Origin of the sequence: Brucella tritici (assembly GCF_008932285.1) — a bacterium.
GTDB lineage: Bacteria > Pseudomonadota > Alphaproteobacteria > Rhizobiales > Rhizobiaceae > Brucella > Brucella tritici.
This window is the reverse complement of the sequence record NZ_WBVY01000003.1, coordinates 99984-113511: the sequence shown is the minus strand read 5'-3', so window position 1 is coordinate 113511 and position 13528 is coordinate 99984. Positions and strand designations below refer to the sequence as shown.

Genomic DNA, 13528 nt, shown 5'->3' with positions numbered 1-13528 from the left:
TTTGAAGATCAACGGAAGAAGAAACCATGGCCACCGAAATTCGCGTTCCCACGCTTGGGGAGTCCGTTACTGAGGCAACCATCGGAAAATGGTTCAAGAAGGTCGGCGACGCCATCGCTGTCGACGAACCGCTGGTGGAGCTGGAAACCGATAAGGTGACAGTGGAAGTTCCGGCTGCTGCTGCTGGCGTTCTGGCTGAAATCACGGCCAAGGAAGGCGACACGGTCGAGGTCAATGCACTTCTCGGCCAGATTTCCACCGATGGCGCCGCCGTCGCTGCGGCCCCTGCTGCGAAGAAGGAAGAAGCCAAGCCTGCTGCCGCTGCACCGGCTGCAGCACCTGTCGCCTCGGCTTCGTCGGGCCCGGCTATGCAGCCTGCTCCTGCAGCCTCCAAGCTGCTGGCTGAAAGCAACCTTTCCGCCGACCAGGTGGATGGTTCCGGCAAGCGTGGTCAGGTGCTGAAGGGTGACGTGCTCGACGCTATCGCCAAGGGTGTTTCTGCTACTCCGGCTCCTGCCGCACCGGCTGCTGCCCGTCCGGCATCGTCGGCTGACGACGCTTCTCGCGAAGAACGCGTGAAGATGACCCGTCTGCGCCAGACGATTGCCAAGCGTCTGAAGGATGCCCAGAACACCGCCGCCATGCTGACGACCTATAATGAAGTCGACATGTCTGCGGTCATGGAACTGCGCACCAAGTACAAGGACGTCTTCGAGAAGAAGCATGGCGTGAAGCTCGGCTTCATGGGCTTCTTCACCAAGGCCGTGACTCATGCGCTGAAGGAAATCCCGGCTGTTAACGCCGAGATCGACGGCACTGACATCATCTACAAGAACTTTGCCCATGTCGGCATGGCCGTCGGTACGGACAAGGGCCTTGTGGTTCCGGTTATCCGTGATGCCGACCAGCTTTCGATTGCCGGCGTTGAAAAGGAACTGGGACGTCTTGCCAAGGCAGCACGCGACGGCACGCTTTCGGTTGCCGACATGCAGGGCGGCACGTTCACCATCACCAATGGCGGCGTGTACGGTTCGCTGATGTCCTCGCCAATCCTGAACGCTCCGCAGTCGGGTATCCTCGGCATGCACAAGATCCAGGAACGTCCGGTTGTCGTCGGCGGTCAGATCGTGATCCGCCCGATGATGTATCTTGCCCTGTCCTACGATCACCGCATCGTGGATGGCAAGGAAGCCGTGACCTTCCTCGTGCGCGTCAAGGAAAGCCTGGAAGATCCGGAACGTCTGGTTCTCGATCTCTAAGGACGAACGATGGAGCCGGGCATCTTCTCCGCATCCCCGTTTCTGCCGCTGGTCGGCTTGAGCGTTGTCCTGCTGGTGGTTCATATCCTCCTGCAGGGCTTTGCGGCAACGAAGGAACTCGGCTCTCAATGGAATGCCGGTCCGCGCGACGAGGGTTTGAAACCCTCCGGCAAATTTGCCGGTCGCGCGGAGCGAGCCTCCGCCAATTTCCGCGAGACCTATCCGGCTTTCATCGCTCTGGCGCTGGCGCTCGTGCTGAAAGGCGACCCGTCCGGATGGGGTATTCTCGGGGCGTGGCTCTGGTTTTTCGGTCGCATCGTCTATATCCCGCTTTATCTGGCGGGCATTCCCTATTTCCGTTCCTTCGTCTGGCTCATTAGTCTGGTGGGGCTCGGTATCATGCTTCTGGCTCTGGTTCTGTGATGACAGCCTGCGCGTGAAAAACGCGCAATGAAGGAAACGCGATGCATCCCTATCTGTTCGAACTTGCATCCCTGATGGCGATTTTCGTCTTTGCCATCGTTTCCCCTGGCGCCGATCTCGCCATGGTTATCCGGCAGTCACTGCTGCATGGCCGTCGCGAGGCGATCATCACGAGCTTCGGCATTGGCGCCGCCCTGATGATGCATGTCACCTATACGGTTTTGGGTCTCGGGCTCATCATTTCCAAGTCGATCTATCTGTTCAATATCGTAAAATGGTGCGGTGTGGCCTATCTGGTCTATATCGGCATCAAGGCGTTGCGCGCTGGAACGACAAAAATCGATGTGGAAGCGGCGCCGAAGGAACCGCATAGGCAGCAGAGCTTCGCCAAGGCGTTCGGCCTCGGCTTTGCGGCCAATGCGCTCAATCCGAAAGCAGTGTTCTTCTTTCTGTCGATTTTCTCGACGGTCGTTCACGCCCATACACCGACCGAAGTGAAGCTTGGTTACGGTGTTGTGATGGCAACCGCCTTGATCTCCTGGTTCGTCGGTGTCAGCCTTTTCATGACGGCGCCGAAGATGCGTGCGGCCTTCGCGCGCGCCTCGAAATGGATCGATCGGACCAGCGGCGTTGTCTTCATCGCGCTGGGACTTAAACTTGCCACCGAAAAGGCTATGTAAGAAGCAACAGGTTCAGTTTCGCTGAATCTCGATTCGCTGCCGGAAACACTCAACCGGAACATTCAGGGAGAACCGACAGATGCACGTTGCAAACAAGCTTTTCAGAACTGCCGCCGTTTCGGTGCTTGCGCTCACCGTGTTCTCGACCGCGGTTCAGGCGGCCTGCACCCAGAACCGGGCGATTTATCGTGATCGCGACGATGCCTATACGCTGACCTTCCGTCCGGAGCAGCCGAACGACCTGAAAATGTCACCGGCACCGACGAATGAATTCACCATCACGGCCAATGACAAGCCCGAGTTCAAGCTGAGCGGCATGGTGATCTGGCCGGAAGAAGGTGTGGCGCGTCCCTATGCGTTGCTGACCTTCAATTGCAAGGGTGACGGTTCCAACCCGGAAGATCTCGATGATTGCAGTATCTGGCAAAGCGTCATCTATTCGCTGAAGGAAGGCGCGGAAGCTGACGTCCTGCCCAAGGCGGACGAGCCGGCAGCGCAGGCGATCCTGCTGCCCGATCTGGTGACGGCGCTCGATGGTTATGATTTTGGAGCGGCAAAACCCGAAAAGCCGCTTCAGTGGGAAGCATTCCGTTTTCAGGGATGCTCACCAGACGAGGAATGATCGGTAGCCCGAAGGCACCGATTGTATGTGAATAATTTCGAATGAAGGAACGGGCCCGGATGGACGGGGCGTTCGAAAAACGTTCAGGACAGACTGAAGAAGGATAGTTCAATGTCATACGATGTGGTTGTCATCGGTACAGGCCCCGGCGGTTATGTCGCCGCGATCAAGGCTGCACAGCTTGGTCTTTCCGTTGCTGTTGTGGAGAAGCGCAAGACCTTCGGTGGCACCTGCCTGAATATCGGCTGCATTCCTTCCAAGGCGCTTCTGCATGCGTCGGAAGTTTTCGCCGAAGCCGGTCATTCCTTCGACACGCTCGGCGTGGAAGTGACGCCGAAGCTCAATCTGGGAAAGATGCTGGCGCACAAGGACACGACCGTTAAGGCCAATGTCACGGGCGTTGAATTCCTGTTCAAGAAGAACAAGATCACGGCTTTCATCGGCACTGGCAAGATCGTCGGCAAGGGCAAGGTTTCCGTGACCTCCGAAGACGGCAAGGTCGAGGAAATCGAAGCAAAGAACATCATCATTGCCACCGGTTCCGATGTCGCGGGCATTCCGGGCGTCAAGGTCGATATTGACGAAAAGGTCATCGTTTCCTCGACCGGCGCGCTTTCCTTTGACAAGGTTCCGGGCAGCCTGATCGTAGTTGGCGGCGGCGTGATCGGTCTGGAACTTGGTTCCGTCTGGGCACGTCTTGGTGCGAAGGTCACGGTCGTCGAATATCTCGACAAGGTGCTCGGCCCCATGGATGGCGAAGTGTCGAAGCAGTTCCAGCGCCTGCTCGAAAAGCAGGGCATTGCCTTCAAGCTCGGCGCCAAGGTTACAGGCGTCGAGAAAGTCGGCAAGGCCAATTCCGGGGGCGCGAAGGTGACGTTCGAACCGGTGAAGGGTGGCGCGGCTGAAACGCTTGAAGCCGATGCAGTTCTGATCGCAACCGGTCGTCGTCCTTATACGGACGGTCTTGGCCTTCAGGAAGCTGGCGTGAATGTTGATGATCGCGGCCGTGTTGCGATTGACGACCATTGGCGCACCAATGTCGAAGGCATCTATGCCATCGGCGATGTGGTGCAGGGTCCGATGCTGGCGCACAAGGCCGAAGACGAAGGTATTGCCGTTGCCGAAATCATCGCCGGTCAGGCCGGTCACGTGAATTTCGATGTCATTCCGAGCGTCGTCTACACGCAGCCGGAAGTGGCTTCGGTCGGCAAGACCGAAGAAGAACTGAAGGCCGCGGGTATCGAATACAAGGTCGGAAAATTCCCGTTCACGGCCAATGGTCGTGCACGTGCCATGCTCCACACCGACGGTTTCGTGAAGATCCTCGCCGACAAGGCGACGGACCGCGTTCTGGGTGCGCATATCCTCGGCTATAATGCCGGTGAAATGATCCACGAACTGGCGGTTCTGATGGAGTTCGGCGGCTCGTCGGAAGATCTGGCCCGCACCTGCCACGCCCACCCGACCATGTCGGAAGCCGTACGCGAATCCGCTCTGGCGACCTTCGCCAAGCCGATCCATATGTAATCGGCTGCAATCATATGATTGTAAAAGGCCCGCAGATGCGGGCCTTTTTTGATGCTTAATTCTGCGCTGGCGGGTTAGCCGGAGCTGGAGCCGGTGTTACAGGCTCGCTCTGCGTCGCGGGTGGCGGGGGAGCCGGAGCCGTGGTATCCGTTCCATTGCCGTTCCGATAGAAGAAGTAAGCGAGGATAATGATCGCTGCCAGAAGCACCGCGCCGAGCAGATAGCCGCTTCCGCCGCGTGAGGGCGGAGGTGGCGGCATTCCGGGTTGGCCAGACGGGTCCGACAGGCGCGGATCAGTCGTCGTGCGGGGATCACTGTTTCGCGGATCAAGGGGATCAACCATAACGGGTTCCTCCAGTGGTCCCTTCCATCATCAAGGTGACGGTTGGGAAGCAATAGTTGCCGGGTATCAGCGGTCATTCATGAGCCAATATGCGCTCCGACCACTCCTCTGCGTGTTGCCCTGCATTGCGATAACAAACCCGGTGTATATCAATGCAAAAAAGAGCGAATAGTTCCGAAATGGCTAATATAAGAAGGAAAATGGGATAATCGCTGTGTCAGGGCGACAGGCGAGGGTGCTGTTAACCCGAGCGAAACTGCGCATCGTTATGTATATTCAATCATTGAAGCGGTCTGGTGATCGGAATTATGTTCGATCAACTGGCTATTCGGGCTTTATCACTGTAAAGCACTGTTAAAGCGGATCGTTGCAAGCGATCAGAAACGACGCCGAAATTTGAGGAACGACTTAATGCCGTCGAAAGAAAACCTGAAAACCATCGAGCGCTTCGAAAAGCTCTCATCGCTTTTGCGCGATGAACAGTTCAAGCTTCTGGATGAAGCGGCCAGGGAAGAAGCGCTGCCGGGAAAATCCATACTGAGACAGATTGCCGAACTCGAACTCAATATCACCGCTATTGAAAACAGTATCACCGATCTGAAAGCCGGCTAGAAATATTCAGGCATATACTTCTATAGCGGGGTCACCCGATAGCCTTTTGCACGTAGCAATTCGATTATACCGTCCTTGCCCGGCAGATGCAGCGCACCGACAGCAATAAAGGTATTTCCCTTGTCGATGATCGGAACGGCACGATCCGCCATGACCTGATTGCGGTCGGAAATGAGATATTTCAGAAATAGCTCGTAGTCCTCTTCGGAAAGGCTGTCTGGAACGATCTTCCGGAGCGACGGCATGATTAAGCCAATCTCGCCCTTGAGGTAGAGCGCCGTCGTGGTCTCCATGGCATCCTCGACCTTGTCGCCATAGTCGACGGTAGCCACCAGATTGCGGAGATGGAAGTCAAGCGGCATCCGGTTCATCGCCACCAATTGTTCTGCAGCGCTTTCCAGCCCCAGGACATTGCGGCCCTCGGCCTGTGCATCGAGAGCCAGCCGTTCATCAAGCGATTTCCCGCCTTCGCTTTTGCGCTCCCTCTCGCATTTTGGAAGTGCGAGCAGGCTGGTCAGCACCCATGGCTTCATTTTCGCAACTGCGTCGAGAACGATACCGCGTTCCGCAAGCTTCTCCTCGATCTCCGCGCGTCGCTCGGGTGGAATATGCGACTTCAGGGTGCTGCCGTCAGTGAAGAGCAGCAGGTCGGGCTGTTCGAGCTTGAGACGCAGGAAAGCCTTCGGGTCTAGAATATCCGTTGTTTCGATGACGACAGTGCTTGCCGACCGATAGGCCTCGTCCGCAGCTTTCGGCAATGTCAGGACGCGCGGATCGGAAAGATGGATCGTGCCGAAGAGATAGGAAGGGGCGACGCCGTCTTTGTCGATCTTCCAGAGAAGTCCTCTGCGATTTGGTACAGCATCAGCTTCGCGCTGCAATTCCTTCCAGCTTGCCGGGTCTTTTGCCTCCAGCCCGTCGATGAGATTGACGCCGTGCACAGCGCAAACAGCAGGCGCATCGTCGGCGCGGGCGGAGGCGGTGCCTGCCAGACAGGCATAGAGAAGAACGAGAAACAGCTTTTTCATGAGGGTAATATAGGGGCGGTTTTTGCCGATGCCAGCGACTTTTCAAGCCGGTTAAGCCCGGGGATGTGCCTTGTCATAGACTTCCAGCAACCGCTCGGTATCCACGCCAGTATAGACCTGTGTGGTCGAGAGGCTTGCATGGCCAAGCAGTTCCTGGATCGTCCTGAGATCACCGCCTCGTCCCAGAAGGTGGGTAGCGAAGGAATGGCGCAGCGCATGCGGCGTCGCGCTGTCGGGCAGGCCGAGACCAGCACGCAGTTTCTGCATTTCGCGCTGGATGATCGCAGCATGTAGCACGCCGCCCTTGGCACCACGAAAAAGCGGCTTGTCGGCGGAAAGATCGAACGGACAAAGAGCCCGATATTGCGCAACGGCGCGATGCACGATGGGTAGCAACGGCACAAGGCGCGCTTTGTTGCCCTTGCCGGTGATGGTGATGGAAAGGGCCGTGCCGTCGGATAGTGCATCGCCCATCAGGCCGAGCGCTTCCGATATGCGCAGGCCGCAACCATAGAGCAAGGTCAGGACCGCGGCATTGCGCGCCGCGATCCATGGTTCCTCTGCCATTTGACCATCGGCTGCAACCACGCGCCGGGCATCTTCGGCGGTCAGCGGTTTCGGCAATGATTTCGGCTGGCGCGGCGCGCGCATGGCGCTTGCGCCTGCCGCATTGGCAAGACCGCGTTTTTCCAGATGGCGCAGAAGCGAGCGCACACCGGCAAGTCCGCGCCCCAGCGTGCGTGCGCCGACACCTTCATTGCGGCGGCTGGCCAGAAAGGAGCGCAGATCGGCAATCCGCAGATTGCCGACATCTTTCAGTGATGGCGGCTCTCCCAGATGTCCGGTCAGAAAATTGAGAAACTGGCGCGTGTCGCGCTCATAGGCTTCAAGCGTATTTTCCGACAGGCGGCGCGCATCTTTCAGCGTCTTCAGCCATTCTTCACGTGCCGCTGCAAGATCGGCGCGGGCAGGGATCAGAAATTCGCTGTTCGTCGTCATAATCAAGCCGGTCGTTCACTCTGGATGGAAGGGCAGTTTGCCAGCGATAGGTTACCGGCTGGTTGTCCGCGAGGCGAAAAGCACTATTCTTACGAATTGAGGTGAATTGAGGTGACGAAAGGGCTATGGAACGAAAAATAGTCTTAATCCAAGCAGCAGAAACAAGGTTGGCAATGCCGCGTCCAGAAAACCCGATCCAGCTCGCCGTCATCGGTGCCGCCCATGGCACGCGCGGCGAAGTGCGCGTGAAGACTTTTACCGGCGATCCGCTGGCGATCACGGAATATGGCCTGCTCTATGACGAACAGGGAAAGAGCTACGAGGTTCTGGAAGCCCGCCCTGCAAAGACTGTCGTGGTCGTGCGGTTCAAGGGCATCAATGACCGCAACGCCGCCGAGGCACTGAACGGAGTCGAACTTTTCATCGATCGTTCGCAACTGCCGGACGATGAACTGGATGAAGACGAGTTCTTCCAGACTGACCTGATCGGCCTGCTGGCGGTGGATGCCGAAGGCAAGACCTATGGCGTGGTGAGCGCCCTGTTCGATTTCGGCGGCGGTGACCTCATCGAACTCAGCGAAAAGGGCAAGCGCCCGATGCTTATTCCTTTCACGGAAGCAGCAGTACCGGAAATCGATCTGGACAAGGGCACTTTGCTGGTCGAGCCCTATGCCGCCGGATTGATCGCCGACGATGAGGACGAACGTCCGCAGAACGAAAAGAAAAAGCCGAAGAAGTCATGACCGAAGTTTCGAAGCCCGATGATGAGGCCAGCTTCTTTCATGCATCGGTGCTGACGCTTTATCCTGAAATGTTTCCCGGCCCTCTTGGCACTTCGCTTGCAGGCAAGGCGCTTGGCGAAGCCAAATGGCAGCTCGATGCGGTGCAGATTCGCGACTTTGCGGAAGGGCGGCACCGTATGGTGGACGATACGCCTTCTGGCGGCGGCGCTGGCATGGTGATGAAGCCGGACGTTATCGCCTGCGCACTGGATTCGGTTACCGACGGCCATCGCCCGATGCTGCTGATGAGCCCGCGCGGAAAGCCGCTGACGCAGAAGCGCGTGCGCGAACTGGCTGACGGACCGGGCGCGATCATTCTTTGCGGTCGTTTCGAAGGCGTGGACGAACGTGTCATCGAGGCGCGCAATCTCGAAGAAGTTTCGATCGGCGATTACATCCTGTCAGGCGGTGAAACGGCTGCAATCGTACTGCTCGATGCAATCGTGCGGCTTTTGCCAGGCGTAATGGGGAATCGCGAATCCGGCGAGACGGAAAGTTTTGAGACTGGGCTGCTTGAACATCCGCATTATACCCGTCCGCAGGTTTGGGAAGATCGGCCTATTCCCGAAATCCTGACCTCCGGTAATCACGGCGCCATCGATAAGTGGCGGCATGAGCAGGCCGAGCGGATCACGAGGGAAAGGCGTCCCGATCTTTGGGAAGCCTATTGCGAGGGTAAACGCAAATGAATCTGATCCAGCGGCTCGAAAGTCTGTCTCTCGCCCTGCTGGCATTGGGTGCCTATTGGGTCAGCGGTGCCAGCTGGTGGCTTTTCGCAATACTCATTCTGGCGCCCGATCTTTCGTTCTTCGGTTATGTGAAGGGGCCGCGCACTGGTGCGGTCGTCTATAATATCGCCCATAGCTGGATCGGCGTTGTGCTTCTTGCAGTGCTGGGCTGGGCGATGAACTGGCAGGTCTGTATCGCAATGGCACTGATCTGGGCGGTGCACATTGGTGTGGACCGCGCTTTGGGTTTCGGTCTCAAGTATGGATCAGGTTTTCAGGATACGCATCTTGGCCGGATTGGCCGGTAATACCAAAGTCCATCGAGTTTTACTCGATGGACTTTGGTTAAGCCCGAGCGGCGATCGAATTTTTTTCAAGGCGTGATGCGTTAGAGCATTTGCTGTTTTGATTGAATCATTGCAAATGCTCTATCTGTTTGTTTTTACGCATGTCTTTATCCCGAAACCGGTTCCCACTTTCGGGAGACATGCTCTAGTTTCTCAACGCCTTGGTATAAATGAAAAATGCCCGGCTTATGCCGGGCATTTTCGTTTCGTATAATCAGGCAGAATGCTGATGTGCGGGCTTGCGAAGTTCTGTCTGCGATCTGCGCAGTACAAAATAGACGCCGCCGCCGATACCTACGCCGAAGAACCAGCCATAGGTTGCCCACCATGCTGGCAGGATATTGGTGGCCATCGGCAGGACGGATGAGAACAGGGCACCGATAGCAAAAGCGATGAAAGCCTTGACGTGCCAACCGTTCTGGAACCGGAATTCACCGTTCTCCTGATAAAGATCAGCAACGTTCAACTGTCCGCGACGCAGCAGATAATAATCGACCATCATGATTCCGAAGATCGGGCCCATGGTGGAGCCGAGGAAATTGACGAAATGCGCTGCACCGGTTTCCCACGGCGCGAACGGATAGAGGACCAATGCGATCAGCGCTGCAATAACGCCGCCCCGCTTGAACGAGACTTTCTGCGGGAATGTGTTGGAGAAGTCGAAGGCCGCGGAAACGAAGTTTGCAACCACGTTGATGCCGAGCGTTGCGACGGTGAAAGTCAGTGCGGCAAGGAGTGCAAGGAACCAACTATCGAACTTTGCTGAAATCTGGTCCGGATGAAGCAGAACTTCGCCATAGACGGTGAAGGCCGCAGTGGTTGTGACGCCAGCGACCAGGCAGAAAGCCAGAAGATTGACGGGCAGGCCCCACAGATTGCCGCGCCGCAGGGCCGCTTCATCCTTGGCATAGCGCGAGAAGTCGCAGAAGTTCAGGTAAAGCGCTGCAAAATAGGTAATCCAGGTGGCTGCAACCGCAGCAAGGGCCGCAAAGGAGCCAGGCTCTCCCATAACGCCTGCATCACGCGTTTTCTCAAGGAGAACATCGCGCGGGATTTCACTGCCGAAGGAGAATGTACCGGCCTTGATGACCAGATAAACCGCCAGGAAAAGCATCATGATCCAGACTGCCGGACCGGCCCAGTCCTGAAACCGGCGGACGGTTTCCATGCCGCGCTGGATGATGAGAAGTTGCGCTGCCCAAACCAGAACATAGCAGATGACTTCGAGGGTGGAGTGGCCGAGAAGATGGCTGTTCTGGTGAAAGGACAACATGCTCTCGTTGCGGATAAGCAGCGCGACGAGAGCACCGGAGGCGGCAGCTGTCTGTGCGCCATACCAGAAACAGGCGACCACACCACGGACAAGTGCTGGAAAATTGGCTCCGAACGTCCCGAATGATGCCCGCGCCAGCACCGGGAAAGGCACGCCTGTTCGCACGCCGGCATTGCCCACCAGACTCATCAGGAAGAAGATGACCAGTGATCCTGCGCCGATCGCTATAATAAAGTTCAGGAAGCTGCCGCACAGAAGAAACAGGCTTGCGGCAAGATAATAACCCCAGAGGCTGTGAACATCCGACGTCCAGACATTGAAAATGCTGAAGGCGCCCCATTTGCGTTCTTCGGCTGGTGCCAGATCCTCATTATATAAAGAGGGTGATGGATTTTTGATTGTCATGCTGTCCCCATTTTAGTAACAACTTTCAAAGTTGTTTACGATTTAAGATTTTATTGTTGACGATAACTCTGGCACAGTCCTGTGCCGCTGGCTACGAAAATTTCTGACAGGGCGTGACAAATCCTCCTTGATGCTGTATGTGCCTGCCAGTTCGGGGAAACTCGACATGTAATATCTCGTTCGGGCAAAGCCCGAGACGTCCGTAAACCAATAAATAGTGTACCGCTCCTGCCTGAAATTGAAGGCATAGCCGCAGGGCCAAGGATTGCTTGGCGGCAAGCGTAGAGCGCTCTGACTGTTTGAGAAGAATTCAGAAGGAGTCAGACGATGACCGATATCATTCGTCAGCTTGAAGCCGAACAGGCAGCAAAGATTGAAGAAAAGCGCAAGCTTCCAGATTTCCAGCCGGGCGACACGGTTCGCGTTCAGGTTCGCGTTACCGAAGGTACGCGTACCCGCGTGCAGGCCTATGAAGGCGTCTGCATTGCCCGTTCCGGCGCTGGTCTCAACGAAAACTTCACCGTTCGCAAGATTTCGTACGGCGAAGGTGTAGAGCGCGTATTCCCGGTTTACTCGCCGATCGTCGAAGGCGTTGAACTCGTTCGCCGCGGCAAGGTTCGTCGCGCGAAGCTTTACTACCTGCGTGGCCTTACCGGTAAGGCTGCCCGTATTGCTGAAAAGAAAGACAACCGTACCAAGGCCGAGCGCGAAGCCGACAAGGCTGCCGCTGCCAAGGCCGAAGCCGCCAAGGCTGCTGCTGAATAAGCTTCACAGCAATCTGTTTGAAAAAGGCGGCCTCGGGTCGCCTTTTTTATTTGCCAAACGCGACGGGCTGCGTAACATATCGCATAATTCTGCCCATATCTCGCAAGATTGTTACTGCGACACCCTGTTGCGGTTTCAGTTTCTTGACGAACCGTGATGGCGGGTGCATATGACAGCCAAAGTTAAGAACTATTCAAAGGACCTCTCGCAATGAGCGCGCCGCGTACACTTTACGACAAGATCTGGGACGACCATGTAGTGGATCAGCAGGAAGACGGAACCTGCCTCCTTTATATTGATCGCCATCTTGTGCACGAAGTGACGAGTCCGCAGGCTTTTGAAGGCCTGCGCATGGCTGGCCGCAAGGTGCGTCATCCTGAAAAGACGCTGGCCGTGGTCGATCACAATGTGCCGACTTCACCGGACCGCATCAACGGCATCAAGAACGAGGAAAGCCGCATTCAGGTTGAGGCTCTGGCCAAGAATGCCGCGGATTTCAACGTTGAATATTATTCCGAGCGTGATCGCCGTCAGGGTGTCGTGCATATCGTCGGACCGGAGCAGGGCTTCACCCTGCCGGGCATGACCATTGTTTGCGGTGACAGCCACACCTCCACGCATGGCGCATTCGGTTCACTGGCGCATGGTATCGGCACCTCCGAGGTGGAACATGTTCTGGCAACCCAGACCCTGATCCAGAAGAAGGCCAAGAACATGCTGGTGCGTGTTGAGGGCGAACTGGCTCCCGGCGTCACCGCCAAGGACATCACGCTCGCCATCATCGGTGAAATCGGCACCGCCGGCGGCACCGGCTATGTGATCGAATATGCAGGCAACGCCATTCGTTCGCTGTCCATGGAAGGCCGCATGACGGTCTGCAACATGTCGATTGAAGGCGGCGCTCGCGCAGGCCTGATCGCACCGGACGAAACGACTTTCGCTTATGTGCAGGGCAAGCCTCGTGCACCGAAGGGTGAAGCACTGGAGCAGGCGATTTCCTACTGGAAGACGCTGCATTCGGATGAAGGTGCGCATTTCGATAAGATCGTCGAACTCGACGCCGCCAAGATTTCGCCGGTTGTTTCCTGGGGCTCCTCGCCGGAAGACGTGGTCTTCGTCACCGACATCGTTCCGAATCCGGACGAGATCAAGGACGAGACCAAGCGTGCATCGAAGTGGCGTGCTCTCGATTACATGGGCCTGAAGCCGGGCACCAAGATGACCGACATCAAGATCGACCGCGTCTTCATCGGCTCCTGTACCAATGGCCGTATCGAAGATCTGCGCGACGCTGCGCGTATGGCCGAAGGCAAGAAGGTTGCTGCTGGCGTAAACGCCATGATCGTGCCGGGCTCAGGTCTGGTGAAGGAGCAGGCGGAAGCCGAAGGCCTCGACAAGATCTTCATCGAAGCCGGTTTTGACTGGCGTGAGCCTGGCTGCTCCATGTGCCTTGCCATGAATGACGACCGCCTGAAGCCGGGTGAACGTTGCGCTTCGACCTCGAACCGTAACTTCGAAGGCCGTCAGGGTTTCAAGGGCCGCACGCATCTTGTATCGCCAGCCATGGCTGCCGCGGCTGCCATTGCCGGACATTTCGTCGACATTCGCGAGTGGAACTAAAGTTTCCCACCACATGAGGTGTTTTTAAAGCGCTTCTGGAAAGATCAAACCGCCGGCTCATCCCGGCGGTTTTTCTTTGGCTGTATATTAGCAGCTTTTTCACGCTTTGATTGTA

Annotated in this window: 15 protein-coding genes; 11 read left to right on the top strand and 4 right to left on the bottom strand. The window is 56.7% G+C overall.

The features are described 5' to 3' along the window. Positions 1-26 precede the first annotated feature (26 nt). The 5 genes from odhB (at position 27) to lpdA (ending at position 4511) form a co-directional block, all read left to right on the top strand. Positions 27-1259, top strand: coding sequence for a 2-oxoglutarate dehydrogenase complex dihydrolipoyllysine-residue succinyltransferase (gene odhB, locus F9K94_RS10420; protein ID WP_151645505.1), 1233 nt, complete (start codon positions 27-29; stop codon positions 1257-1259). A 9-nt stretch (positions 1260-1268) separates the two neighbouring features. After that, positions 1269-1682 (top strand): MAPEG family protein, encoded by a 414-nt coding sequence (locus F9K94_RS10415; RefSeq protein ID WP_151555399.1) that lies wholly within the window; start codon positions 1269-1271, stop codon positions 1680-1682. Between the two features lie 41 nt (positions 1683-1723). Beyond that, positions 1724-2362: a LysE family translocator gene (locus F9K94_RS10410; RefSeq protein WP_151645503.1), complete on the top strand. Its 639-nt coding sequence runs from the start codon at positions 1724-1726 to the stop codon at positions 2360-2362. A 79-nt stretch (positions 2363-2441) separates the two neighbouring features. Next, positions 2442-2984 carry a hypothetical protein gene (locus F9K94_RS10405; protein ID WP_151645501.1) on the top strand — a complete coding sequence of 181 codons (543 nt, stop codon included), beginning with the start codon at positions 2442-2444 and terminating at the stop codon, positions 2982-2984. A gap of 111 nt (positions 2985-3095) precedes the next feature. Beyond that, positions 3096-4511, top strand: a complete 1416-nt coding sequence (gene lpdA, locus F9K94_RS10400) for a dihydrolipoyl dehydrogenase (protein WP_151645499.1) — start codon at positions 3096-3098, stop codon at positions 4509-4511. Positions 4512-4566: 55 nt separating this feature from the next. Here lpdA and F9K94_RS10395 read toward each other — a convergent pair whose 3' ends face one another. Then, positions 4567-4854 carry a hypothetical protein gene (locus tag F9K94_RS10395; protein ID WP_151645497.1) on the bottom strand — a complete coding sequence of 96 codons (288 nt, stop codon included), beginning with the start codon at positions 4852-4854 and terminating at the stop codon, positions 4567-4569. A gap of 411 nt (positions 4855-5265) precedes the next feature. Here F9K94_RS10395 and F9K94_RS10390 point away from each other — a divergent pair, with 411 nt between their 5' ends. Next, entirely contained in the window at positions 5266-5466 is a 201-nt protein-coding gene (locus F9K94_RS10390) for a hypothetical protein (RefSeq protein ID WP_006470960.1), read from the top strand. A 20-nt stretch (positions 5467-5486) separates the two neighbouring features. Here the strand turns inward: F9K94_RS10390 and F9K94_RS10385 are convergent, their stop codons facing one another. Beyond that, entirely contained in the window at positions 5487-6494 is a 1008-nt protein-coding gene (locus F9K94_RS10385; RefSeq protein ID WP_151645494.1) for a TraB/GumN family protein, read from the bottom strand. A 51-nt stretch (positions 6495-6545) separates the two neighbouring features. Further along, positions 6546-7493, bottom strand: a complete 948-nt coding sequence (locus F9K94_RS10380; RefSeq protein WP_061344532.1) for a tyrosine recombinase XerC — start codon at positions 7491-7493, stop codon at positions 6546-6548. A gap of 173 nt (positions 7494-7666) precedes the next feature. Here F9K94_RS10380 and rimM point away from each other — a divergent pair, with 173 nt between their 5' ends. From rimM to F9K94_RS10365, 3 genes are read left to right on the top strand one after another with little or no spacing between them, the layout of a single operon-like run. Further along, a complete protein-coding gene (gene rimM, locus F9K94_RS10375; RefSeq protein ID WP_061344531.1) occupies positions 7667-8236 on the top strand; it encodes a ribosome maturation factor RimM in 570 nt (189 codons plus the stop codon). After that, positions 8233-8964 carry a tRNA (guanosine(37)-N1)-methyltransferase TrmD gene (gene trmD, locus F9K94_RS10370; RefSeq protein WP_151645492.1) on the top strand — a complete coding sequence of 244 codons (732 nt, stop codon included), beginning with the start codon at positions 8233-8235 and terminating at the stop codon, positions 8962-8964. Before rimM ends, trmD begins: the two co-directional genes overlap by 4 nt. Further along, a complete protein-coding gene (locus F9K94_RS10365) occupies positions 8961-9311 on the top strand; it encodes a DUF4260 domain-containing protein (protein ID WP_061344529.1) in 351 nt (116 codons plus the stop codon). Before trmD ends, F9K94_RS10365 begins: the two co-directional genes overlap by 4 nt. A gap of 253 nt (positions 9312-9564) precedes the next feature. Here F9K94_RS10365 and F9K94_RS10360 read toward each other — a convergent pair whose 3' ends face one another. Beyond that, positions 9565-11028 (bottom strand): NCS1 family nucleobase:cation symporter-1, encoded by a 1464-nt coding sequence (locus tag F9K94_RS10360; protein ID WP_061344528.1) that lies wholly within the window; start codon positions 11026-11028, stop codon positions 9565-9567. Between the two features lie 327 nt (positions 11029-11355). On the opposite strand from F9K94_RS10360, the gene rplS reads away from it, so the two are divergent. Both rplS and leuC read left to right on the top strand, forming a co-directional pair. Beyond that, positions 11356-11793: a 50S ribosomal protein L19 gene (gene rplS, locus F9K94_RS10355; RefSeq protein ID WP_006467977.1), complete on the top strand. Its 438-nt coding sequence runs from the start codon at positions 11356-11358 to the stop codon at positions 11791-11793. A 210-nt stretch (positions 11794-12003) separates the two neighbouring features. Continuing rightward, positions 12004-13413: a 3-isopropylmalate dehydratase large subunit gene (gene leuC, locus F9K94_RS10345; protein ID WP_151645490.1), complete on the top strand. Its 1410-nt coding sequence runs from the start codon at positions 12004-12006 to the stop codon at positions 13411-13413. Positions 13414-13528: the final 115 nt, after the last annotated feature.